This window comes from Streptomyces monashensis (assembly GCF_001866665.1).
Classification (GTDB): domain Bacteria; phylum Actinomycetota; class Actinomycetes; order Streptomycetales; family Streptomycetaceae; genus Streptomyces; species Streptomyces monashensis.
In genome coordinates this window covers 17,161-39,414 of sequence record NZ_MLYO01000015.1, presented here as the reverse complement: position 1 = coordinate 39,414, position 22,254 = coordinate 17,161, and the positions used below count along the sequence as shown (strand labels likewise).

At 69.7% G+C, this 22,254-nt stretch carries 22 protein-coding genes and 1 pseudogene; 11 read left to right on the top strand and 12 right to left on the bottom strand.

Annotation, left to right across the window (positions count from 1 at the left end; genetic code table 11):
* Nucleotides 1-145 precede the first annotated feature (145 nt).
* Entirely contained in the window at nt 146-2,074 is a 1,929-nt protein-coding gene (locus tag BIV23_RS08075) for a cellulase family glycosylhydrolase (protein WP_071380071.1), read from the bottom strand.
* A 366-nt stretch (nt 2,075-2,440) separates the two neighbouring features.
* Nucleotides 2,441-2,812: pseudogene (locus BIV23_RS45805) on the bottom strand (alpha/beta fold hydrolase); the annotation flags it as partial.
* A gap of 281 nt (nt 2,813-3,093) precedes the next feature.
* Between BIV23_RS45805 and BIV23_RS08070 the strand changes: the two are divergent.
* From BIV23_RS08070 to BIV23_RS08045, 6 genes are all read left to right on the top strand, one after another.
* On the top strand, nt 3,094-3,618 hold the full coding sequence (locus BIV23_RS08070) for an AAA family ATPase (RefSeq protein ID WP_071380070.1): 525 nt from the start codon (nt 3,094-3,096) through the stop codon (nt 3,616-3,618).
* A gap of 264 nt (nt 3,619-3,882) precedes the next feature.
* Nucleotides 3,883-4,560, top strand: coding sequence for a DUF4232 domain-containing protein (locus tag BIV23_RS08065; RefSeq protein WP_071380069.1), 678 nt, complete (start codon nt 3,883-3,885; stop codon nt 4,558-4,560).
* Nucleotides 4,561-5,058: 498 nt separating this feature from the next.
* A complete protein-coding gene (locus tag BIV23_RS48395) occupies nt 5,059-5,265 on the top strand; it encodes a hypothetical protein (protein ID WP_342746353.1) in 207 nt (68 codons plus the stop codon).
* 146 nt (nt 5,266-5,411) lie between these two features.
* Entirely contained in the window at nt 5,412-5,627 is a 216-nt protein-coding gene (locus BIV23_RS50180; protein WP_177239777.1) for a hypothetical protein, read from the top strand.
* 410 nt (nt 5,628-6,037) lie between these two features.
* Nucleotides 6,038-7,147: a PP2C family protein-serine/threonine phosphatase gene (locus BIV23_RS08050; RefSeq protein ID WP_071380066.1), complete on the top strand. Its 1,110-nt coding sequence runs from the start codon at nt 6,038-6,040 to the stop codon at nt 7,145-7,147.
* Between the two features lie 502 nt (nt 7,148-7,649).
* Nucleotides 7,650-8,336, top strand: coding sequence for a hypothetical protein (locus BIV23_RS08045; protein ID WP_071380065.1), 687 nt, complete (start codon nt 7,650-7,652; stop codon nt 8,334-8,336).
* Between the two features lie 201 nt (nt 8,337-8,537).
* Here BIV23_RS08045 and BIV23_RS08040 read toward each other — a convergent pair whose 3' ends face one another.
* Nucleotides 8,538-9,707: an alpha/beta hydrolase family protein gene (locus tag BIV23_RS08040; RefSeq protein ID WP_071380064.1), complete on the bottom strand. Its 1,170-nt coding sequence runs from the start codon at nt 9,705-9,707 to the stop codon at nt 8,538-8,540.
* A 100-nt stretch (nt 9,708-9,807) separates the two neighbouring features.
* Between BIV23_RS08040 and BIV23_RS08035 the strand changes: the two genes are divergently transcribed.
* Nucleotides 9,808-10,422, top strand: a complete 615-nt coding sequence (locus BIV23_RS08035; RefSeq protein ID WP_071380063.1) for a TetR/AcrR family transcriptional regulator — start codon at nt 9,808-9,810, stop codon at nt 10,420-10,422.
* Nucleotides 10,423-10,860: 438 nt separating this feature from the next.
* Here BIV23_RS08035 and BIV23_RS08030 read toward each other — a convergent pair whose 3' ends face one another.
* Nucleotides 10,861-11,439 (bottom strand): TetR/AcrR family transcriptional regulator, encoded by a 579-nt coding sequence (locus BIV23_RS08030; RefSeq protein ID WP_071380176.1) that lies wholly within the window; start codon nt 11,437-11,439, stop codon nt 10,861-10,863.
* An 89-nt stretch (nt 11,440-11,528) separates the two neighbouring features.
* Between BIV23_RS08030 and BIV23_RS08025 the strand changes: the two genes are divergently transcribed.
* Nucleotides 11,529-12,410, top strand: coding sequence for an SDR family oxidoreductase (locus BIV23_RS08025; RefSeq protein ID WP_071380062.1), 882 nt, complete (start codon nt 11,529-11,531; stop codon nt 12,408-12,410).
* A gap of 432 nt (nt 12,411-12,842) precedes the next feature.
* On the opposite strand, the gene BIV23_RS08020 is transcribed toward BIV23_RS08025, so the two are convergent.
* From BIV23_RS08020 to BIV23_RS08000, 4 genes are all read right to left on the bottom strand, one after another.
* Nucleotides 12,843-13,691 carry an ATP-binding protein gene (locus tag BIV23_RS08020; RefSeq protein WP_079173016.1) on the bottom strand — a complete coding sequence of 283 codons (849 nt, stop codon included), beginning with the start codon at nt 13,689-13,691 and terminating at the stop codon, nt 12,843-12,845.
* A gap of 448 nt (nt 13,692-14,139) precedes the next feature.
* Entirely contained in the window at nt 14,140-14,958 is an 819-nt protein-coding gene (locus BIV23_RS08010; protein WP_071380060.1) for an SAM-dependent methyltransferase, read from the bottom strand.
* An 82-nt stretch (nt 14,959-15,040) separates the two neighbouring features.
* Complete coding sequence (locus BIV23_RS08005; protein WP_071380059.1) at nt 15,041-15,292, bottom strand: DUF397 domain-containing protein; 252 nt, start codon at nt 15,290-15,292, stop codon at nt 15,041-15,043.
* Nucleotides 15,289-16,155, bottom strand: coding sequence for a helix-turn-helix domain-containing protein (locus tag BIV23_RS08000; RefSeq protein ID WP_071380058.1), 867 nt, complete (start codon nt 16,153-16,155; stop codon nt 15,289-15,291). Before BIV23_RS08000 ends, BIV23_RS08005 begins: the two co-directional genes overlap by 4 nt.
* A gap of 312 nt (nt 16,156-16,467) precedes the next feature.
* On the opposite strand from BIV23_RS08000, the gene BIV23_RS07995 reads away from it, so the two are divergent.
* Both BIV23_RS07995 and BIV23_RS07990 read left to right on the top strand, forming a co-directional pair.
* Nucleotides 16,468-16,917: an ATP-binding protein gene (locus tag BIV23_RS07995; RefSeq protein WP_079173015.1), complete on the top strand. Its 450-nt coding sequence runs from the start codon at nt 16,468-16,470 to the stop codon at nt 16,915-16,917.
* 362 nt (nt 16,918-17,279) lie between these two features.
* Nucleotides 17,280-17,762: an SAM-dependent methyltransferase gene (locus tag BIV23_RS07990; protein ID WP_071380057.1), complete on the top strand. Its 483-nt coding sequence runs from the start codon at nt 17,280-17,282 to the stop codon at nt 17,760-17,762.
* Between the two features lie 172 nt (nt 17,763-17,934).
* On the opposite strand, the gene BIV23_RS07985 is transcribed toward BIV23_RS07990, so the two are convergent.
* Complete coding sequence (locus tag BIV23_RS07985) at nt 17,935-18,210, bottom strand: hypothetical protein (protein WP_071380056.1); 276 nt, start codon at nt 18,208-18,210, stop codon at nt 17,935-17,937.
* A gap of 259 nt (nt 18,211-18,469) precedes the next feature.
* Here BIV23_RS07985 and BIV23_RS07980 point away from each other — a divergent pair, with 259 nt between their 5' ends.
* Nucleotides 18,470-18,826: a darcynin family protein gene (locus BIV23_RS07980; RefSeq protein WP_071380055.1), complete on the top strand. Its 357-nt coding sequence runs from the start codon at nt 18,470-18,472 to the stop codon at nt 18,824-18,826.
* Nucleotides 18,827-19,086: 260 nt separating this feature from the next.
* Here BIV23_RS07980 and BIV23_RS49530 read toward each other — a convergent pair whose 3' ends face one another.
* The 3 genes from BIV23_RS49530 to BIV23_RS07965 form a co-directional block, all read right to left on the bottom strand.
* The gene (locus tag BIV23_RS49530) at nt 19,087-19,374 is read right to left on the bottom strand and encodes a hypothetical protein (protein ID WP_143079055.1); all 288 of its coding nucleotides are present in this window, start codon (nt 19,372-19,374) and stop codon (nt 19,087-19,089) included.
* A 71-nt stretch (nt 19,375-19,445) separates the two neighbouring features.
* Complete coding sequence (locus BIV23_RS07970) at nt 19,446-20,597, bottom strand: ARPP-2 domain-containing protein (RefSeq protein WP_071380053.1); 1,152 nt, start codon at nt 20,595-20,597, stop codon at nt 19,446-19,448.
* Nucleotides 20,594-22,033: a hypothetical protein gene (locus tag BIV23_RS07965; protein ID WP_071380052.1), complete on the bottom strand. Its 1,440-nt coding sequence runs from the start codon at nt 22,031-22,033 to the stop codon at nt 20,594-20,596. The genes BIV23_RS07970 and BIV23_RS07965 overlap by 4 nt, the downstream gene beginning before the upstream one ends.
* Between the last annotated feature and the right edge of the window lie 221 nt (nt 22,034-22,254).

Here is a 22,254-nt window from a genome sequence, read left to right as displayed (position 1 = left end):
GGGAGATCGACCTCGACGGATCGCCGCCGGCGCTGACGCAGAAGCGCGGCCCATGCCCAGAAGGTCCCAGGGCGACACGCAGAGCAGCCGGCCGGATCTCCCCGAGCCGACGGTGGCCGCGTTGCGGACCCCGGTCGCGGTCGCTTCAGGCGAACCGACGGCACAGCAGGGCAGCAGGCCCCGGGGGGCTGCCCACCCTGGTCGTGAAGGCGATGCCGGCGGCGTACTCGTCGTCGGCGCACTGGCCCTTGTAGTCGCCGTACGCGAAGTCGCCGCCGGACGCGCCGGCGGGACGGTTGTCGGACCGGTCGAACCACACTGTGCGGCCGGCTCCCGCCAGCGGGTTCAGCGCGGGCGCGCACAAGGCCGCCGACACACGCTCGCCGCGCACGCTGTAGCCGACCAGGTAACTGCCGGAGGGACACTGGAACTTGGTGTACCCGGACGCCCAGTCACCACCTGCCGGGACATAGCGCTCGTCGGTGACGACCGTTTGGCCGTCGGAGGCCGCGCGCAGGTCGACCGGGCCGCTGCCCGTGGTGTCGGTGCACAGCCCGCGCCCGCTGCTATGGCCGAGGCCGATGAGCCGCAGCCCGTCGGGGCAGGCGGCCTTGTACGCCCCGGAGTCCCAGTCGCCCGTGGCCCGCACCCGCAGGGACTCCACCGCGTCACCGTGGTCGACGGCGAGCATCCGCCACATGGGAACGGCCGACACCGGTCCGGTGTCGCTCGGCGCCGACATCAGGTGCTGCCACGCGGTGGCGCGCCAGTCGCCGGGGTCGAGGATGCCGGAGCGGTGCCCGGACTCGTCGTAGGTGAGCAGCGCCCAGTCGTCGTGGCCCGTGAAGCCGACCAGCGGCCAGAAGGCGAAGTCGGTGTCGTGGTCGGCGAAGTAGTCGGTGATGTTGGTGAACCAGGCGCGGGCGGACGGGTTTGTCTCGTTCGCACCGATGCCGAACTCGCTGACCCAGACCGGTGCGGTGTAGTGCCGACCCGGCTCCTCGACGAAGAACGCCTCGTTCTGCAGGGCCGAGTACAGATCGTCACGACTCAGGTCCTGGTAACGAGGGTCGTGCGTCTCGCCGATACCGGTCGCGCCGCTGTGGTGCGGGCCGGTATAGCCGTAGAAGTGCGCGGAGTAGACCAGCTTGTGGGCGTCGACGAGGGTGTGGGACAGGGCACCTGCGGGCGTGAGCATCGGTCGGCCGTGCGGGAGGCCGTCCGCGGGTATCCCGGTCCAGTTGATGCCCTCGATGACGATGAGGAGCCGGGGATCGGCCTCGGTGAGGATGCGGTCGGCGGCGAACCGGGCGGCGGCGTACCAGTCGTGGGCGTCGCCCATGCCCCAGTTCGGATCGTTCAGTACGTCGCGGCGGACCTCGTTGTAGAGGTCGGCTCCCACGACGCGCGGGACACCGGCGTAGCGGCGGGCCATGAACACCCAGTCGTCGGCCCACGCCTGCGTCGACTGCGAGCTGTTCCAGCGCTCGTTGCCGTCGACGCCGCAGCACCAGCGGGTGGTGTTGGTGTGGTTGTTGAGGATCACGGCGAACCCGCTCCCGCTGAGCGCGTCGACCACCGCGTCGTACACCTCCAGCGGTGTCTTTCCGCGCAGCTGCGGATTGGCGGTGACCGCGGCGTCGGGGACGGGGGTCGTGCTGTGGATCATCTCGTTGGAAAACGGCAGCCGTATGGTGTTGATGTCCAACTGATGGAAATCGCGCAGGAGTTGGCCCAGCGGGACGCGGTCCAGGCCCAGCGGAATGCCGTGCGAGTCCTGGCCGGCGTGGTGGTTGGCGGGGTCGGTGACGCTGCCGTTGCCCAGCCAGGAGCCCTGTGCGCCGTCCCAGTTGGCGCCCTTGAGGCGGAACCTCCTGCCCTGGCTGTCGACGATGTAACGGCCTTGCGTCGACAGCGGAGCTGTCCAGGAGGCCGTCTCTGCGGCTCCAACTGACGTACTCGCACGACCTGTTGCTGCGGGAGGGACGGCGGATGCCGCCGTGGTCGGCGCGGCGACGAGCAGGAGGCCTGCGACTGCGACGGCCAGCCGTAGGGCGACAGGGGCGAACGGCATCGGGGAAGCCCTTGCGTGAGGAGGAGTGGACGAGAACCGTGCGACCGAGGTGACGACGTCGGCCCGGTGGGCGAGTGTCCACCACCGGACGTGCACAGGGAAGGGGTCCGGCCCCGGAGCCCGAGTGAACTGATGGAATCAGCGCGGAAGGGCAGCGCGGGCTCCCCGTCCGCGGAGCCTGCCGCTCTCCTCCACACGCGCACCGACGCTGGTGCCGCGGTCTCGGAGCACGGCGTCGTGGCTGCCTGGATCCGCTGCGCCGCACGGGCGAGCCAAGGCTGGTTCACTTCCCAAGCCCGGCCGTACGACGGGCCCACCACGCCTTGCCGAACTACAGGCCCAGGCCTGTCCTCCATGGCGAGCCGGCCTCGCTCGGTAACGCGTCGTGCCGTGGCCGCGCAGATACGGGACGATCACCCGATAGCCCTCCTCGGCCAGCAGGGGGGCGACGTCGACGTAGCTGTGGATGTCGTACGGCCAGCCGTGCAGGCAGATGACCGCCGGACCGTGGGCGGGGCCCAGTTCGGCGTAGCCGACGTTCAGGAAGCCGGCCCTGACCTGCTTCAGCCGCGGAAATGTGGCGTGCGCGCCGGGGGTGACCGTGGCAACGGCCGATGCCGCGGATGCCGTTCGGGTGGCGGCGGCCGCGGTTTGCGTGCCCGGTAGGCCGACCAGCGAAACCGCGGCTGCGCCGGTGCCCGCACCAAGGGCCTTGCTGAAGCCACGCCTGCTGAACATGTCAATCCTCCGCCGCTTTCAGGTCTACCGGCTTGCGCCACGACCGACTGTCACACGAGTTTCGTAACCAGTCAAGCAGGTGACGAATCTCTGTCATCTGTCCGGGGCCCAGTTATCGCCTACGGCTACACCCGCCGGCTCACCCCCTTCCCCGCCGCCGACCCAGAGAACGACCGTCTGGTCCGCGTGGGGCGCACACCGACCCCGAGCCCTGCCGGGCCAATCAGTAAGTTGCCTACCGGCTCCGGCGTTTCGGGACGGAGTCGGTAGCATCGAGGCTCGTGATCGTATGGCTCAACGGCACCCATGGCGCGGGCAAGACGACGACCAGTGCGTACGTGCAACAGCTGATCCCGGATTCACGGGTGTTCGACGCCGAGAAGGTCGGCGAGACACTCATGGACATCACTCCGGGGCTGCCCGCCACGGACAACTTCCAGCACTGGCCCCCATGGCGGCCGCTCGTCGTCGAGACCGCCCGCCGCGTACTCGACTACACCGGCGGCACCCTGGTGATGCCCATGACCGTCCTGGTCGAGCGGTACTGGCGCGAGATCAGTTCGGGCCTGTCCCAGCACGCCATTCCGGTCCGGCACTTCGTCCTCCACGCCGACCAGGACACCCTCCGCGCGCGCATCGCGGGCGACACCGTTCTCGGCCCCAACTCCCCCTTCCGACTCCGACACCTTGAGCCCTACGCCGAGGCGGCCCGGACATGGCTGCACGCCGAGGCCGAGGTCGTCGACACGACACACCTCACACCCGCCCAGGCCGCCGAGCGGATCGCGGAGTCCGTCAGAAGTTGAGACGACCTGCGGTGGGCGAATTGCGCGGGCGATGGCCGCAGGGCGCAGGGCGCAGACAGGATCGCGGCATGTGGACCGATGTCGGGGACGAGGTCCGGGTGATCGAGCTCGGGCCGGGACGGTGACCGTACGGTGGCGCCTTGACGGACCGTGACGTCGGTACGCCGGTGACAGAACGAAGACATCACGGAGAACCGCCTGTAACTGGATGCGAGATACAAATACTTCCGACCACGTGCAAGGCGCTACTTCTGGGGGAAAACCGTGAAGTCCACTCGCATCACCGCACTTGCCGTCATCGGCGTCGCCGCCACCCTCTCGCTCTCCGCCTGTGGCAACGACGGCTCCGGGAAGGGCTCGTCCTCCAAGGGCTCCTCGTCGTCCTCGTCGTCCTCGTCTTCGTCTTCTGCGCCCCCGGCCGACGGCTCGAAGTCGGAGGGCGGCTCGGGTTCCGGCGGCTCGGAGGCCGGCAAGGCGAAGTCGAGCGCCGGTGAGGGCGCCGAGGCCGGTGCCGGCGCAGCGAAGACCGGCGGCAAGATCACGTTCTGCAAGACGAAGGACCTGACCATCGACGCCAGGAACGCCGCGCCCGACAAGGTCTCCGGCAGGATCGACATCACCATGGTCAACCGGGGCTCGTCCACCTGCTCGGCGACGGGCTTCGCGGGCGTCGACATCAAGGACGCCGACCACACCTCGAGCCCCATCGAGCGCGGCCACGCCCAGCCGCGTATCACCACCCTGAAGCCCGGTTCCGCCGCTGTGTTCGACCTCGCCTACGACATCGACAACAGCGGCAACAGCCTCGCGTCCCCGACCAACATCCTTGTGACGCCCCCGAACGAGACGCACACGGTGAACCTGAAGTGGCCCGCGGGCGCGGGGGCGATCAAGGGCGCCTACACCGACGTCGCGGTCTACCCGACGCACACGACCGAGTAGGGGTGATGACCGCGGTCAGTCCTGGCGGCTGACTGCCGTATCCCGCCAGGGTCTTGGCCGTCCAACCTGCGGCCGGCCCGGGACAGCGACGCTCGGCATGCCCGTCATGCAGCAGGTTCTGAGGTGACCCTCGAAAGGTGCCACCAACGCGCCTGGCGTCTGTCGTCGTCCCATGCCGAGGTCCAGGTGCCACCGTGTGGTGCAGTGGTCCCGGCACCACACGGCCGCGGCCACAGTCGGCAGGCCGGCCGCAACGGGGTCGGCAACTTGGTCGAGATCGGCGAGCAACCCCTCGTCACCTGCGGCGCCTTGACGACCTTCGCCGTCATCCCGGCGCTCGTCCCACTGACCCCGCTGTCCCTGTGCGGCGTGCGGTGCGCCCCTGCCTCCGCCACGACCTGCTGCGCCGCGACCTGCTCGTCCACGGCTCGCCCGTCAAAGTCCCGTATATGCACGTCAGAGCCCCGTCAGAGAACGGCGTTTCGGCTTGTCCGCACTGTGCGACACGAGCAACTGTCCAGCTACTGGGCTGACCTCGGCCATCTCAAGGAGGTCGAGGCCCTCGCCCGCACGGTCGTAGCCGCCCGCCCTCATCTGGACGTCCTCGTCAACAGCGCCGGTATGACGGCCCCGGAGCGGCACACCGTGACCGCCGACGGCAACGAGACGCCTTCCAGGTCAGCTTCCTCGCCCACTACCTGCTGACCTGCCTGCTGGAGCCCGCGCCCGCCGCCACTCGCACGCCGGTTCTCCACCCGCTCCCCCGGCCCGCCACGATCGGCGAGCACGTACTGGCCACCGGCATCGGCCGTTGGCGGGGCGACAAACCTGTCCGGCCGAGCGCGGTCGCCGTGTCCCGCGCCGGCCACGTCGTGCCGCGCCGCAGCCCGGAGCACCTCACGCCGGATCTCCTCGCCCCTCCACGGTTCCTGCCCGCCCTCGGCGCCGTCTTCGACACCCTCACCCCCTGGGAGCGCAGGGTCCGGACGCTCCAGACCGCACCCCGGACCGCCACCGTCCCACACGGCGTGACCGCCGCGCGGCGGCACGGGCCCGGCACGCCGTAACGATCGATCATCACGTCGGTGATCGTCAGGCCATGGTGACGGGCGTAGGCAGGACCTTCGTCCTCCGCGCGCTGGGCAGCCGGCCCGGGTACCGTCGCTCGCCGCGCTCGGCACGCACATGCAGCACCGCCGAAGTGGCCGGTTCCAGGGGAGCACCTGCACTGATCATCCGCGCCCTCAACGAGTGGTCCGCTCGACGGCCAGAGCCGGGGTGTATCCGCGCCGTCCGGGGGCGACCAGCAGCAACCACACTGCGTGACGATGGCGCGCGTGGCCAGGATCGACGTGGACACACCTATTGATCATCGTCCGTGTGTAGCCGCCCTTGGGACGCAACATCATGAGGCGAGCCGTGACTCCCCGCTCGTATCGTGAAGAGGGACAGAGCTGCGGGGCGAGGCAGGGAAGTCATGAAGGTACCGGCGGTCGACTACTCGGCGGTGTTCCAAGCCCTTCCCGGGGCGGCGGCGCTGGTCACCCCTGAGCTGGTCTACGCGGACGCCAACGCGGAGTTCCTGCACCTCCGAGGCCTCACCCGCGAGCAAGTGGTCGGTCGCTTCGTGCCCGACGACCACCCCGAAAAAGACCCTGCCGAGCCGCTCCTGCTCAGAGTACTGGCATCACTGCGCCAGGCGGCGGGCACCGGTGAGCGCAGCATCGTGGCGTTGCAGCAGTACGACACACAGGACCCCGACCAGCCCGGAGTGTGGCACGAGCGGTACTTCAACATGACCAACATCCCCGTATTCGGACCTGACGGGCGGGTCACGATGCTGCTGCACCGGGTGGAGGACGTCACCGAGCTCATCCGCGCCCGTGAAGTCGCGCTGACCCTGCAGGAAGCCATGCTGCCCGCTCATCGCCCGGTCGGCCGGCATCCGTCGGCCGTACGCTACCGGCCCGCCGCCGAAGCGCTGAATGTGGCCGGGGACTGGTACGACCTGGTCGACCTGCCCGGCGATCGCGTCGCCGTCGCCGTCGGCGATGTCGTCGGCCACGGCCTGCCCGCCGCCGGCGTCATGGGACAACTGCGCAGCGCACTCACCGCCGCCTCCCTCGCCGCCGAAGGCCCCGCCCGCGCTCTGGAGGTCCTCGGGCTGTACGCCCGCACCGTCGACGGCGCCGAGAACACCACCGTGGCCACGGCATTCATCGACTGGGAGACCCGCACCATCACCTACAGCAGCGCCGGGCACCCCCCACCTGGGCTCCTGCAGAGGGACGGGACCGTCGAGTTCCTGGACCGGGCCACCGACCCGCCACTGGCCGCCCGCCCTGAACACGCTCCCCGGATCCAGGCTGTCGCGGCCTTCCGCGAGGGCGCCGTTCTCGTGCTCTACACCGACGGCCTGATCGAACGCCGCGGCGAGGACATCGACACCGGCCTCGCCCGGCTCGCCGGCTCCCTGGCCCGCCACAAGGCAGACGACCCCGAGGCCCTCGCCGACGCCGTACTCGACGACCTGCTCCCACCCGGTGGCGCCACAGACGACACCGCCCTGGTCATCGTCGGCCTGTGAACCCGGCCCGCTGGGTTCGCCTGGAAGCACACGAAATCGGCTCAGGGGGTGGCCCACGCGGGGTTCTCCCGGACCAAGGCCAGGACCAGGACGCGAGCGGAGCGGGCGGTGGGCGGCCGCCGGGGCCGCCTCCGCGGCACGGCCGGGCATGGCGCACCTTCATCGGATCGCGGCTGATCGCGGCGCCAACACGGCACCGTGTCCGGCCGAGCCAGAAGTCACAGCCTGCACAGGTCCTGACGCGGCAAGGGAACCAACAGAGCAGCGAGGAAGGCCCGGCCCCTGGGGGCGGCCTTCGCCGTCCACACCCTCCACTCCCACCCGGACCGAGCCGCCCACAACCTGGTCCTTCCGTCCGGGACTGCTGCGTTTGAGTGGCAAGTAGCACGGCACCGGAAGCCGTTCACGATACGACGATCCGGTTTCTCATACATTCGCCCCGGATTCGACGATTGAGGTCAGCGGGTGACCGCCTGCGTCCGCCACTCATGGAGATCACGGGATGAAACATCGCCCCTGGGTTACGGCACCACTGGCGGGCGCGGCCATCATCCTCGCGTCCCCACCGGGCGGCGCCGCCGCGCACGCGACCGTACGGCACACGCCCGTCTCCCTGCGGGTGCGTGAGGGAGACCGCGACGACGACCACCGCAACCCCTGGCGCGACTGCCACAGCCACCGCCGAGTCGTCCTCATCAGCCCGACCCTCAGAGCGTTCCTGACCAACGGCCGACGCGGACCGGAAGCCCTCGTACTCAAGGGAACCCCGAAATCCACGACCTGGTCACCCGAGCAACCCTGGGACAAGTTCACCGTCGCGAAGTACCTGAACGCGGACTACCCCGCCACCACCACGGCCCAGTACGCATTCACCATCAAGGAATTCTTCCGAGTCCACCCGCTCTTCGTCGTGAATTCCTACGACAACCACAAACGCGCCTTCCCCTTCCCCGAAGCCCACTGCGACGACCACAACCGCGACGACGGCGAAGACCGTGACCCCCCGCACGGCGACCGCCCCTCCACCGGACCCTGCAAGGACAGCCCCGCACGGCATGCCGGCACGGCTGCAGGCTGGAGCTCCGGCCTGCTCAGCACACAACACATCCTGATCGCGGCAGGCGGCCTGATCATGCTTCTCGGAATGCTCGCCACCGCGTGGCACCGCCGACGCCGCTCCAACGACTGACCAAGGCGTCCTTCGGAGACGGTGTGCGGAGCTCGTCCAGGGCCCGGCAGCGGCGTCCGAGAGAACACCGGCGGCGCCGCCGACGGACGAGCGCTCGAAACACCGACCGCAACCAACACGGTTCGGCGAGACGCGCGGCGTGACCTGGGCGACGTTCCCGGCGGCGACTCCAGGATCCTCGTCGGTCGCCACCCGAAGCCGTCAGCCGGCGAGCAGGGTGTCGAGCCAGTCGAAGGTGCGCTGGTGGAACAGGAACATCGCGCCCTCGTGGCAGTGCTCGCCCGCGCCTTCGTCCTCGCGGAAGGAGATCAGCTCCTTCTGGCAGGTCAGCTCCTCGAGCAGCCGCTGCGGCTGACCCTTGAAGAACTGGTCGTTCTCGGCGTCGAGCACGAGGGTCGGGCAGGTGATGCCGTCGGCGATGCCCGCCATGGTGTACTCCTCGGTCGCCTTGACCATCTCGTCGAGACCGGACACGCCCAGGGTCCAGCGGCCGTTGCGCACGATCCACCGCACCTGGGTGTTGTGCGCCATCAACGCCTCGATACCGCCAGGCGTCGAAGCGGCACGGTCGGCGAGTGCGGCGACGACCTCGTGGAAGTCCCAGGTGCCGTCGTGCAGCACGCACGCGGCGAGGCGGTGCTCGAAGGCGGCGGCCCTCGCGGCGAGGTATCCGCCGAGGCTCGTACCGACCAGCACGAGTCGCTCGGCGTCCGCCTCGGGCACGGTGAGCGCGAAGTCGACGACGGGGGTGACCACGGCCTCCCAGTCCGGCCGGAAGTGCAGGCCCTGCTCGCGGACGGTGCTGCCCTGGCCGGGGCCGTCGAAGGCGATGACGTTGTAGCCGCGGCGCAGCGCACCTGCGGCCAGGGCCAGGTAGTTCTCCTCCAGCGTGGAGTCGTATCCGCCGTGGTAGAGCAGGGTCGGGCGCGGGGTGCCCGAATCGTCGACGAGGAACAGGTACGCGGGCAGGGTGGTGTCCTCGTAGGGGATGCGCAGGGCGCGGGCGGGGGTGTCGAGCAGGGCGGCCGCGTCGGCGAACGTCTGCTGGGAGGCCTTGGCGAGCCGCGCCGACTCGGTGTCGGCGGCGGGGTTCTCGCGGCGGTAGAAGTCGGCGGTTCGGTAGTAGTTGGACGCGCGCAGCAGCGCCTCGCGGGCGCTGACCCGGTGGCCGGCGGCCAGTGCGTCCCGGCCGATGCGCTCGATGCGCGCCGCCGTGGCGGCCCACTGGGCCGACCAGGCCTCCTCGTCCCCCTCCGGGATCTGCCGACAGGTGACCAGGACCTCGCCGAGGTCGGCGCCGGCGTAGGCGGCGTAGCCCGCGGCGCGCAGTGCTTCGAAGGAGAAGGACTCGTCGTCGTAGAGGAACTTCATGATCGGCCCCCTTTCAAGATTGGAACGGAACGGGGGCGTTCCGTGTCACTCAAAGCTAGCACACATGGAACGCCACCGTTCCGTTCGCTATGCTTGGGGCATGACAGTGGAGCAGAAGAAGGGCCGGGCGGCGACCGGCGGGGCGGTCCTGCGGCAGCGGGTGACCGAGGCGATCACCGAGGCGGCATTCGCCGAACTCGCCGAGGCAGGGTACGCGCGGATGTCGATGGAGTCGGTGGCCCGCCGCGCCGGCGTGGGCAAGGCCGCGCTCTACCGTCGCTGGCCCTCGAAGCAGGCGATGGTCACCGAGCTGATCGGCAGCAGAGTCTCCGAGGCGCTCCCGCCCACGCCGGCCACGGGTGCACTGCACACCGACCTGCGCGAGTTGCTCGCCACATTCCGCGACCAACTGGCCCATCCGCTACTCGCCCGGATCGCGGCCGCACTGTTCGCCGAGGCCAGTCACGACGGCGCTCTGGCGGAAGGGCTCCACACCGGAGTGACCGCACCACGCCGGGAGGCGGCGCGCACGATCCTGCAGGACGCGATCGACCGCGGCGAACTGCCCCCGGAACTGGATCTGGATCTCGGCATCGACCTGCTGATCGCACCGCTCGCATTCCGCGTACTGGTCATACAGGGCCGTAGCGACGACGAGTACCTGGAAACGCTGACCAACGCGATCGAGGCAGCCCTGAAGGCGGCCGTCCGCTGACCTCGCCGACGCGGTCGGGGCGGAGCCGAACGACGTGAAGAGAATTCGTTCGCGTCCGCGATCACGTCTCCGCTGACTGAACGGGGGGTCGGGCACGCCTGAACACGTCTGCCGGCCGATCTCGCCGACGCAACCCCGTTGACGATCGCGTTTTCCGCCGCCCTGGCCCGGCTGCGGAGACGCGCGCCATGTGGCAACACTTCGCCTGGTCAGGCCTCCGCACGAACTACCTGCCTCGACCGGCCCTGTCTCCGAAGCGCCGTATGTTCACCTCGGAGAACCCGGAGACCCGACCCGGCAGACGGAGCGGCTACAAACCGCCCTCCACCCCGATCGCCGCCCGCGACAGCCATGCGGGCACGGCGTCGGCAGTTGGGCTACGGGCACACCGTCCATGGCGCCGAAACGGCCCGGCCGGTGACAGCCGAGCGGCATCGATCAGCCCAGAGACGCAGTTGCCGCGCGCAGGTCCTCCAGAGCTGCCAATGCGTAGGGCGCAAGACCTTCCGCGTCATCACGAGCACTTTCGGACCACTGGGCGTAGCCCCGCTTGAACGCGAGGACCCCCAGCTCGCCCGCGAGATGCGCCGTCGGGTCGGGGACACCGCGGGCGAGGAGCGCGGCTGTCATGGCGGCCGCGAGACCGACGCTCTTGAGGGTGTCGCGCTCCTGGAGTTCGGTGCTGGCTGCCACGGCGGCCTTGATACGGGGGCCGAGTTCGCGGTTCGCCGGTCCCATGGCGCCCGACGCGCGCTCGAGACCTGCCGCCACCGCCTGAAGCGGGCTGGCGTCGGCAGGCGCCTCGGCGATGCCGTCGGCGAGCAGCCTGCTGAGCGTCTCCTGGCCGGCGACCAGTAGCTCGCGCTTGTCGGAGAAGTACCGGAAGAAGGTGCTCTTGGTGACGCCGGCGCGCTCGGCGATCTGCGTCACCGTGGTGGCGTCGTACCCCTGCTCCGTGAACAGGTCCACGGCCGCGACGACGAGTCGCTGGGGCGCTCCTGGTTGCCATCTAGCCATGAGAGCCAGCATAAGTGATGGGACACCTGTCCCGTCACCGTGTAGGGTCAGTGATGGGACAACAGTCCCATCATCTTCGGGGAGGGCTCATGCACGTCTTCATCACGGGCGGTACCGGCACCATCGGCTCCGCCGTCGTCGCCGAACTGCTCCGCCACCGCCACACCGTTCTCGCACTGGCTCGCTCGGACGGATCCGCGCAGGCTCTTGAGAGCGCCGGCGCCCAGGTGCTGCGAGGAGATCTGGCGGACCTCGACGCCCTGCGGTCCGGCGCCGCGCAGTCCGACGGCGTGATCAGTCTGGCGTTCGGACGCGACTACGCCAGTCCGGATGCGCTCGCACAGGCCATCGCCGAGGAGAGCGCCGCTCTCACCGCGCTGGGGCAGGAACTCATCGGAAGCGACCGCCCGATCGTCGCGGTCTCCGGCACACCCTGGGTGCCGGGGCGCGCCTCCACCGAGACCGACCCGCTGCCGACCGACGGACCGGTGGGCGGCCGGGGCCGTTCGGTCACAGCGCTGCTGGATCTCGCCTCGCACGGTCTGCGCAGCACGGCTGTCCGCATGCCGCGCACGGTCCACAACGAGGGGCAGGGAGGATTCGCGGGCTTGCTGGTCGACGCGGCGCGCCGCACCGGGGTGGCCGGCTACCCGGGCGACGGCACCCAGCGCTGGCCGGCTGTGCACGCGCTCGACGCAGCGGTCCTGTTCCGACTGGTCCTTGAGTCGGCACCGGCCGGGACGTCGTGGCACGCCGTCGCCGACGAGGGCGACGCGGTGCGGGACATCGCGACAGTCATCGGCCGGCGACTGGACCTGCCGGTCAAGGAGATTCCGCAGGAAGACTTCGGCCCGTTCGGCCCGATCTTCGCCATGGACCAGCCGGCGTCCAGCGCCCACACCCGCGACGCTCTCGGGTGGCAGCCCTCGCGCTCCGGCCTCCTCAAGGACCTGGAAAACATTCAGCCCTGACACACGCTGGCTGGAGGGGGATCGACTGGGGGCCACTCCTGGCCACTGGACGCCGCGCACCCACCCCCCGGCCATTGGCAGCAGCCGCGAACCCCATGCCCGGCTCGCCAAAACCTCTCCCGACGCCCACAGCGGCGTGGCGAAGGGCAGGGGACCGATCAACGAAACACACCGCCGAACACAACTGACGCCCGACAGGCGATCATCAACCGGCGGGCGGAGGCGTGGAGGACGAGGACCACGTCGTCGTCGTGGTCGGCGGTGACATAGGCAGAGCGGACCAAGCGTCTGCCGCGCCCCCCATGGCTCTTATCGGGTAGGTGCCGCCGTACCGTCGACGTCGGCCCGGCCGGGCCGACCACCCGGGAAGGTGACAGGTCTGCTGCCGGGGCATGATTGTCGACGCCAATGTCGACCGGCCCCGTCAGCGGGTCACAACGACACCTCGCCAGGCAGCAGTACGGCACGAACTGTCCGGAAGCAGGCGTCTTCGGACAGGAAGTGGTCCACCTTCGCACCCAAGAGGCGTGCGTGGACCAGATCCCTCCATGTCTCACCGGCGGGCGCGGCGCTGCCGACCGGGATGCCAGGGCGCGGGTCTTGTACGTCGATCACCAGTTCCTCGTCCTCGGTCACGGCCAGCCGCAGCGTCACTCGCCGCGGCGCCCCGTCGGCGGGCTGAGCGTGGGTGACGGTGTCGTGCAGGAGCCGGGACAGCACCTCGATGGCCGTGGTGATGTCGCCGGGCCATCTCAGCAAGGTCAGGCGCGTGCGGGCCTCGCATCGAAGCCTCCGCAGGCTCGCCGGGTGCATGACGTAGGACTGGGACCATTCCCGGTCGACAGGCGCGCTGCGATCCGGCTCCGGAGCGCCCGCCGGCATGTCCGAGGTCGGAAGTGTCGTGTGCCGGGTGGTGTGGGGGTAGGCGGCGAACGCGGGGAGGCCCAGCAGCCACTCGCGCAGCGCGGTCTGCTCCGCATGGGTGCCCGCCACCTCGCGCTCGGCCGGCGCGACCAGGCCCGTGACCTGGCCCATGGCGAGGAGCCGCATGGCGGTGCACCAACCCGTGCGCAGGCGCGCCGGGATACGCAGGGGCGCCAGGTCGTACACCTCGTGGGCGACGGCCCATCCCTGCTGTGCGGCGAACTCGCGCAGGGACGCGAGTGTTTGGCCGGCAGCGCGGGAGCTGAGGCTCGTCGTGTAGAGCACGACGTCGCCACGGGGCGGAGTGGCCTCCCAGAGCGTGTGGGGGCGGCCGGCAACGGGGTTCGGGCGGGTCATGCTGTCAGCTCCAGAGCCTTCCGGGTGATCATCCGGTGCGATGCAGCCGGCGAAGTCCGGTCGCGGGTGCGTGCGATGCGCGGGGAAGGACACAGGGGGCTCCTTCGGCGTCGGCGGTCACGTGCTCGGCCCAACCGGTGGTGGCGCCGTCGTGCTGGGCGCTGCGCCCGAGACGGTCGTCGGTCCGCATCGGAGAGACGAGCACGTCGAGCCGGGCCCCGTCAGTGAGCTTGGGCGGCACCGGAGCCGAGGCTTGCAGACCGGTGTCGCCGGCTTCTGTGCGGACGGCGTGGGGGGGGAGCGTCCTCGCCCTCGGTCTCCGCATGGGCTGGGCGGGGAGGTGAGGGATCGGTCGGCGTGGCGGCTCATGACCGCGCCCCCTCGCCCTCTCCCGCCACAGATCGACGGCGATCACCTGTGGCGGTCGTACGCCGGTTTCCGTGCCGGGCTAGCGTTTGATGCCCACGCCCGTCCACAGGCTGACCTGGGCATCCGTGGGCTGCGCCCCTTCGCTGCCGGTTGCGGCGGGCCGCCAGCGGTGGCCGACGCAGACGCCCGGCTCGACGAGGTCGAGGCCGTCGAAGAAGCGGGCGACGTCGTCGTGCGCGCGGAACTGCACCGGAGTCCCGGCGCTTGTGTAGATCGCGGTGACCTTGTCCCACGTGGCCGGGTCGAAGTCGGGCGTGCAGTGGCTCAGGGCGAGGGCGCTGCCCGCCGGGAGGGCGTCGAGGAGCCGGCCGACGATGCCGTAGGGGTCCTGCGCGTCGGTGACGAAGTGCATCAGCGCGTTCAGGGACAGGGCGATCGGCCGGTCGAATTCCAGGACCTCCGACGCCTCGACGGCGGTCAGGAGCGACGCGGCATCGTTGACGTCGGCCTCGATGTATGTCGTGCGCCCCTGCGGCGTGCTGCGCATGAGGCGCTCGGCGTACTTGAGCACCAGCGGGTCGTTGTCGGCGTACACGACCCTGGCCTCGGGCACCACGGACTGCGCCACCTGGTGCAGGTTGGGCTCGGTCGGGATGCCCGTGCCGATGTCGAGCCACTGCCGGATGCCGTACTCCTGCGCCAGGACACGGGTGGCGCGGTGCATGAACGCGCGGTTCTCGCGGGCGCACACGAAGATGCCGGGGTAGGCGTCGGCGACGGCCAAGGCCGCCTTCTCGTCGACTTCGAAGTGGTCCTTGCCGCCGAGGTAGTAGTCGTACATCCGGGCCGAGTGCGGCCTGCTCGTGTCGAGGTCCCGGCCAGCCTGGCTGGTGGTCATTCTCTCCCCTTGAAAGGTGTCGTATCCGTCTGCCTGCAGGCCGGGAACGGGACCGGTGTGGCCCCTCCCGCCCGCCGGCGGTTCATTCGGCCGTCAGGTGGTCCGCCAGTCCCTGTTTGACCCCACGGACGAAAGCGGTGATCTCTTCGGGCGTGTAGATCAGCGCGGGTCCGGCCGGGTCGGACGACTGCCGTACGGCCACGCGGCCGTCGGCGAGCTGCTTCGTCTCCACACACTGACCGCCGTTCGGCCCGCTCCACGGGCGCTCCCAGCCCTGCTCGCCGAGCTCGGAGGCCGACATCCCGTTGTAGACGCTCTCGTCTGTGGTGGTCATGAGTACTCCTTGCGCATGCGGTTCAACAGCGCCGTGCTGTCCTCGGACGACGTCAGCAGCGACATGCGGGAATGCACCTCGAGATGAGCAGCGACATCCACGCGCTCGTCCAAGTAGACGGAGGCGGAGAGGAGTTCGCTGTAGACGACGTCAGGCAGCTCCGGCTCCTCGAACCGGAAATAGGTGAAAGGGGCGCACGCCCCGACGTGGGCGCCTGCGGAGAAGGGCACGATGTCGAGGCTGACGTGGTCTAGCTCGGACACTTCCAGGAGGCGGTCGATCTGCTCGCGCATCACCTGGGATCCGCCCACCGCCCGATGCAGGACGGTTTCCTCCATGACCACCCACAAAGTGGGGGCTTCCGCTCCCTCCAACAGGCTCTGGCGGCGCAGTCGCAGCTCCACGCGCCGTTCCAGCTCCTCCTCACTGCCGTTCGGGAATCCGCCGCGCAGGACTCCGCGCGCGTAGTCGCGGGTCTGCAACAGGCCGGTGACGTAGTGGGGTTCGTACGTGCGCAAGGTCTTCGCACTGGTTTCCAGGCTGACGTACGCGGTGAACCAGCTGGGGACGACGTCGCGGTAGGCGTGCCACCAGCCGGGCTCGTTGGCCCGTTCGGCCAGGGCGACGAACTCGTCGATCTCCTGACGGTCCGCGCCGTAGGTCTCCAGAAGCTTCTCGACATAGAGAGGCTTCAGCGCAACCTCGGCCTTCTCCAGGCGCCGGATCGTCAAGGGCTTCACACGCAGGGCCCTGGCCGCGTCCTCCAACGAGGTACCCACGTTCTGCCGCATGTCCTGCAACCGGCGGCCGAGGATCATGCGCAGAACCGTGGGTGCACTGCCGCCGGAACGGGCTTCACTCACGCCCAACCTCCTGAAGAGCCGTCATCCACATGGTCGCGAAAGGGGCTTGCTGAACACGCCGGGTCGATACGCTCCTGCTGAAATTATCAGGGAGACGGTTGCAGCGCGACCGCGAGCACGAGCATAGTTGGCCCTGTGAGCGGCCACGTCGCAATGCTGACGTGGCGCCAACTCGCCCTGCTCCAAATGAGGTTGATGCCACCCCGACGGTTCCCCAGCACGGGCTGCCCGCCCGAACGCGCCTCCCCCCACGAGGGTTTCCGGTGACCCACCGCTCCCTCACCGCGCCCGTCCCCCTGGAAGGCGACATCCGTGTCCGTGATCCTCCGCACGACCTCAGCCCCGGCCGTGGCCGCCACCACGCGGCACCGTGAGTACTGGTTCGGCCTCCCCGCCCTGCGCACCAGCGTGAAAGCCGCCCGCGACATCGTGCGCGACCGGCTCTGCGCCTGGCACGTTCCGGGCGACCTCTGCTGCGACGCCGTGCTGCTCGTCTCCGAGCTGATCACGAACGTCGTGATCCACACGCACAGCGGTCACGTCCTGTGCGGTCTCACCCTGAGCGACGACGAGCACCTGCGTATCGAGCTGCACGACGACGGCCACACCCCGCTCCCGCCGTCGCAGCGCCAGACCGGCCCCTACGAGGAGAGCGGGCGAGGCCTGTTCCTCGTCCGGCAGATCGCGGACCGCTGGGGCTCCGCCCACTCGACACGCGCCCAAGGCAATGTCGTCTGGGCAGAGCTGGGGGCTCACGCGTGACGTCGCCCGCGCCGGCCGCCGAGGTCGACCGGACCGGGCGCCGCCAACACAGAGAAGCAGCAGCGGCTCTCCTCCCTTCAGGGAAGAGATGGCGGCACCGGTGCCGGAGTCATCCAGCTCAACTGGCCCGCTGAAACGACGATCACGCTTCATCAGGGCCGGCCGACACGGCGAGTGCCGATCAATCATCTGCTCACACAGGGGCCTTGATCACTGATCTCAGCGCCATATGGGTTGGTTGCTCCCCCGGGCACGGCAGGGTGGCATCATGGGCGAGATCCTCGCACCCCGCCACCCGGTACGGTGAGCGCCTTGGGCCGACCTGCCCTCGTTACCGTACACTTTGACGAAAGCCGCGACGCATGCTCGAGAACGGAACTCCCGCCCAGGTGACCTGTCTTCCGGTGGGCCGGGTAGCCGGCGGCCGTGAAGAGGTCCGGGACGACGACTGGGGCAGCGAGGCCGCGGTCATCCGCCTGGACGCCAGGCGATTCACCCCGGATGCGGTGGCCGGTCTGGACGCCTTCTCCCATCTGGAGGTCGTCTACCACTTCGACCGGGTCCCGGTGGAGAAGATCGAGACCGGGGCCCGCCACCCCCGCGGCAACCCCGACTGGCCCCAAGTCGGCATCTTCGCCCAGCGCGGCAAAAACCGCCCCAACCGGCTCGGCGTGTCCCGCTGTCGCCTGATCAAGGTCGACGGGCTCGATCTGCACGTCCGGGGCCTGGACGCGGTGGACGGCACCCCCGTCCTCGACATCAAGCCCTACATGGCCGAGTTCGGTCCCCAGGGCCAGGTGGTCCAGCCGGAATGGGCCACTGAACTCATGCGCGAGTACTACTGACCGGCCGAGACCGGCCGCCCGCCTGTCGGGCCCCGCCGTCGACCACTTGCCGCACTCGGCCGGCGATGTCCTGGCCGGTGCCTGGGTCCGATGGCGGACGACATCGCCGGCTCGTTCGGTATGCTCCTGCGTCGGCTTCGCGAGCCAGAACGCCCCACGTTCGCGGGAATGTTCAAGGCTCTGACTGCCCTTGCATGACTGCGGAGGCCGGGGACGTCGAGTCCACTCCCCTGGCGACCACCTGTGCCACAAGATCAGCCTTGATGCCGACCGGACCCGTCTGCTGGAACTCCTGGCGGTCCGCCGCCACCGCGACCCCAGCCATGACCACCTCCTCATCGCCGTCCTGCAGCAGCGGTACGCCGCGGGCGTCACCGGCAGCCGGACGCTGTTCCGGCAGATCCGCGAGCGCGGACTCCGCGGCGGCTGCTCGACGCCCGCCGCCCACCTACGCACCTCGCGAGCCGGCACGGAGAACCTTTTTCGCACTGCATCGCCCAAAGCCCGCCTCGACACCGACACCGACACCGACGGCATGAAATTGCTGTGCACCGCCCGGGACGGCAAGGGGCCCGCGCAGGAACAGCCAGCTCTCGCCGATGTCGCGCACCACGCTGTTGCCACCGACCCGGAGATGCCCTCGTCATGGCGTGGCGGCGATTCGCTGAGGTGGTGTTCGCCGACGTTGGTTGATCCACAATGGGGTTATGACTGCCATCCAACCGCAGCCGCGGTTCACCATATTCGTGCACCTCACGGCTTTGCCCTCGTGGCTCGCGCTGGGGCGCCCTCAGCGTCAGCAGATTATCGCCGATCATGTGCAACCGCTGTGGGACAAGCATGACACTGTCCAGGTCCGGTGGTTCGACGCTGAAGCCTGGGCTGCAACTCCGTCCGATGTTCTCGTGGCGACGACGAACGACCTGACCTCGTGGTCCGATCTGTTCGAGGAGCTTCGCGACAGTCCGCTGTGGAGCGTGCCCTACTTCCGGGTGGACCTTGTACTGCCGACGGTCGAGGACGGCTTCGCCGACTACGAGCGTCGAACCGGGCAGCGTGACTGAGTCGTCATCGGCGCCGTGACGATGGCCGGCCGTCAGACCCTGTCAAGGCCCTTCGTGCTCGGCTTCGGCTGCTGGCGGCTGCGGCCACATCGACGGCGAGACGGCGGTCTTCACCGTGCGGAAGCCGGCTCCGTCCTCACGCTGCAGGGCCGGTTCGCCTGGCCCGCACGGGCATCACGGCGGATCACCGCGTACAACTCGACCTTGGACTTCGGCGGCATCGGCGCCAGATGTCGCCCCCGCCCGAAGTTCCGGGGCCATCAGCCGAACGACAGCAGCACGGCCCTCGCCGTCTGCGTCACGGTGTGCCGGGCGGCCGCCAGGCCCCAGTAACGAGGTCGTACGCGTCCCGGGCAGCGATCATCGGCGAGCGAAGGGGCACCGTCCCGTCGGCCGATCTGGTCGGTGAACGCTCCGCCGAAGCAGGTCCCGCCCGCCGTAGAGGCCCGGCCGCCCGACGCGCTCTTCGTCTCCGGCGTTCTGTCGTCCAACTCCCTGGCGCACGCCGTCAGCAGCGGGCGCCGAGGCGCCTCGTACGCCTGCCACATGCGTGCATCTACGGGGTGTCCAATGCGGGCCACGGCGCCGGCTACACGGCGGAGCAGCTGACAGCCCGGCCTCATCCGGTCCGGTTTCGTCCTTGCTTGCGATATCCGTCGAGGACGTCCTGGCGGAGCAGGTGACCGAAGCCGGCAGACTCCAGGCGCAGCCCCAGTTGGGCCTCAGTGATGCCAAGGTCGGCTGCCGTGCCCGGCAGGTGCCAGTCGTTGGCGGCAAGCCTGCTGAGAAGGTGACCGCGGCGGACCTGGTTCTCCGACAGGCGAAAGGTCTTGAGGTAGGTGATCCTGCCCCTGTCGTCGGTGATGGCCTCACCGATGTGGTTCTCCTGCTTGGGACGGAACGTCGGCACGAAGCGGGAGAGCGTGAAGCGTCCCATCCGGTAGACCGTCTGCCAGGTGTACGCGTGCTCCAGCAGCCCGGTCGGCATCGTCGTGTCATGGAAATGCGTCCAGGTGTGCTCCTGTTCGGCAACTGCCGTGCGCAGGTGGGCCAGTGAACGGATGCGTGCGTCAGGGATGCGGGCCCGGAAGTCCTTCACCGGCGGCATCAGCGTGGCGTAGTGGTGGATCAGTTCGCCGTACAGGTCCTGCAGGAGTGTGGGGTGGAGTGCGCGGTAGTCGTCGGGATGCGGGACGGCGAACGCGGCGGCGAGTGCGTCGGCGACGTAGACCATCACGCCGCACTGGCCGGGGTGGATCTCGAAGATGCGGAGCGCGTCGGCGAGTCCGCGTACTTCGGCGCCCGCATAGGCCTCCTCGACGCGCGGGGAGAGTCCTTGGCGGATCGCACGCTGCGACCACTCCTCCCAGGCGAGCGAGGGGCCGCCGAAGTGCAGCGCCAGGTAGCCTTCCAGCGCCAGGTGCATGGGGAGGAACCGCAGCCGGTCCTTCGCCTCGCGGCGCGCCATTCCACGGTGGAAGCGCAGGCCCATGGTGGCGGCAGGGGCCGAGTCGCCGTCGGCGGAAAGCTGGGTGCCGTAGGCGGCTGCCGGGGTGCCGTCGTCGGTCCACGTGGCGACGAATCCGTGCGGGACGTAGGAGACATAGGCCCGGCGCGGGCCGACCTGGACGAGGCCGGCCGCATCGCCGTAGAGCTGCGGGCGCAGACGGAGATCGTCGACAGGTTCGTCACGCACGAGCGGCACCAGACGGACGGCACCCCAAACCTGTGCGGGGCGGGTGGCCAGGCCGGTCAGGTCCAGTATGGTCATCGCGCCTCCTCCTGCCGGGGTCCGCTCGGCATTCGGGCGGCACGGGTGTCCATATAGGTGATCAATTCGGCCAGGCCGGTCCGGCCTTCCGCGAACTGGGCGAGTTCCACCAGTGCGGGAAGGTCCTCGGCGTCACGGATACCCGCGGTGGGCACCATCGCGGACAGGCGACGCACGTCGAAATCGACGGCGTCGTAGACGGGGTTGAGATGCACGATGCTGGTGCGACGGTCCGGGTCGAGCCGGGTTCGCCAGATGCGCAGCACCTCGGCGGCGAGGCCGGGAGGTGCGTTGTCCCATCCATCGGAGACGATCACCAGCCTGGACGGTGAGGTGTCCAACGCGTCGAGGATCCGCCGGCCCACCGGTGTCGGCCCGTACGGACAGGCCAGCAGCGCGTCGGTCCGCCCGGACGTCCACAGCCCGGTGTAGTCGCCGGCCAGGGCCGCGAGCAGATAGTGGCAGGCCAGGGCCACGGCCAGCGGTCGACGCCGCTTGTGGACCGAACCGAAGGTGGAGAAGCTGTCGTCCAGGACGGCGGTGACCTTGCCCCAGGTCCCCCGGTGGGAGCCGGCCACCCGGCCGGCGGCCGATTCCAGGGCGTGGGTCAGCTCGGCGCGTCGGCGCAGGCGGTCGTCGACCGGCAGCGACAGCACATAGGTCGCCAGCCGGGTCAGCGGCATCCTGGCCAGGTCCGCCTGTACGCCTGTGTTCCCGATCTTGTGCGCGGACTCCTGCAGCCGCAAGGTCTCCAGGCGGGTCATCCGTGGGGCTATGCGCTCCAGGAACGCATCCCGGGGGATGCCGTGCTTGGCGGCGAAGCCCTCGGCAACCGTATAGGGCAGCTCGTACAGGGCGGTTTGCTCGTAGTGTGCGCGGCGCCACGTCTCCAAGAGAGGTGTCGTGTAGTGCTTGCGGGTCAGCGGCGCGAACACGAACGCCCCCAGCTCTTCGGTGGCAGGTGCCAGGTGCGCGTGACGCAGGGCTCGCTTGAGACCGCTGCGGTACTTCACCGCGTCGAACGCCAGGTCCGGGCGGGCGGACAGCCAGTCACGCATGATCGCGCGGGTGCGGCGGTTGTTCACCCCGGCCCGGCGGAGGGCGTCGAACAGGCCGTACACCCGTTGCGGCGGCAGTGTCGCCAGACGGCCCGCGATCAATCGGCCCTCGCTGCGACGCTGGTCGGCAGTGGCCTCCCCGGCGGTCTCCAACAGCCGTCGGATGACGAGGGCTGCGTTGTAGTCGTTGATGTCGAGCGCGAGGACCCCGGCGTACAGGTCACGGTAGTTCCCCAGCATGTATGCGTGGAGGAAGTCCAAGGACAGCCGCTGCTCGCCCGCGTCGCTGTGAAATTCGCGCTGACCGGTGGAAGTGATCGCCGCGTTGACGAAGAGCAGCACATCGTCGGCTGCGATGAGGTCCCCGTACGATTCCATCCGATTTCTTCCCCATAGGTGTGGATGCCGGCCGGGGAATGGGGGCACGAGCTGCGAATCATTGCTTTAGAGGCAGGTTCCGGAAGTCGCACCGGAGTCCCGCGGCCGGCCACAGGACCGTAACAGAGCAGGCCACAAGCCCTCCACTGACTTCACCTGCCCGCCGGCACGAGCGCTCCTCGACGCCGCCGGTGTGCGAGGACACGGGCAAGCGACCGACA

What these genes read in the sequence shown, in the direction of transcription:
- BIV23_RS08075 (WP_071380071.1), bottom strand. Translation starts at nt 2,074, where the DNA reads ATGCCGTTCGCCCCTGTCGCCCTACGGCTGGCCGTCGCAGTCGCAGGC.
- BIV23_RS08050 (WP_071380066.1), top strand. Translation starts at nt 6,038, where the DNA reads ATGAAGGTACCGGCGGTCGACTACTCGGCGGTGTTCCAAGCCCTTCCC.
- BIV23_RS08045 (WP_071380065.1), top strand. Translation starts at nt 7,650, where the DNA reads ATGAAACATCGCCCCTGGGTTACGGCACCACTGGCGGGCGCGGCCATC.
- BIV23_RS08040 (WP_071380064.1), bottom strand. Translation starts at nt 9,707, where the DNA reads ATGAAGTTCCTCTACGACGACGAGTCCTTCTCCTTCGAAGCACTGCGC.
- BIV23_RS08035 (WP_071380063.1), top strand. Translation starts at nt 9,808, where the DNA reads ATGACAGTGGAGCAGAAGAAGGGCCGGGCGGCGACCGGCGGGGCGGTC.
- BIV23_RS08030 (WP_071380176.1), bottom strand. Translation starts at nt 11,439, where the DNA reads ATGGCTAGATGGCAACCAGGAGCGCCCCAGCGACTCGTCGTCGCGGCC.
- BIV23_RS08025 (WP_071380062.1), top strand. Translation starts at nt 11,529, where the DNA reads ATGCACGTCTTCATCACGGGCGGTACCGGCACCATCGGCTCCGCCGTC.
- BIV23_RS08020 (WP_079173016.1), bottom strand. Translation starts at nt 13,691, where the DNA reads ATGACCCGCCCGAACCCCGTTGCCGGCCGCCCCCACACGCTCTGGGAG.
- BIV23_RS08010 (WP_071380060.1), bottom strand. Translation starts at nt 14,958, where the DNA reads ATGACCACCAGCCAGGCTGGCCGGGACCTCGACACGAGCAGGCCGCAC.
- BIV23_RS08005 (WP_071380059.1), bottom strand. Translation starts at nt 15,292, where the DNA reads ATGACCACCACAGACGAGAGCGTCTACAACGGGATGTCGGCCTCCGAG.
- BIV23_RS07990 (WP_071380057.1), top strand. Translation starts at nt 17,280, where the DNA reads ATGCTCGAGAACGGAACTCCCGCCCAGGTGACCTGTCTTCCGGTGGGC.
- BIV23_RS07980 (WP_071380055.1), top strand. Translation starts at nt 18,470, where the DNA reads ATGACTGCCATCCAACCGCAGCCGCGGTTCACCATATTCGTGCACCTC.
- BIV23_RS49530 (WP_143079055.1), bottom strand. Translation starts at nt 19,374, where the DNA reads ATGTGGCAGGCGTACGAGGCGCCTCGGCGCCCGCTGCTGACGGCGTGC.
- BIV23_RS07970 (WP_071380053.1), bottom strand. Translation starts at nt 20,597, where the DNA reads ATGACCATACTGGACCTGACCGGCCTGGCCACCCGCCCCGCACAGGTT.
- BIV23_RS07965 (WP_071380052.1), bottom strand. Translation starts at nt 22,033, where the DNA reads ATGGAATCGTACGGGGACCTCATCGCAGCCGACGATGTGCTGCTCTTC.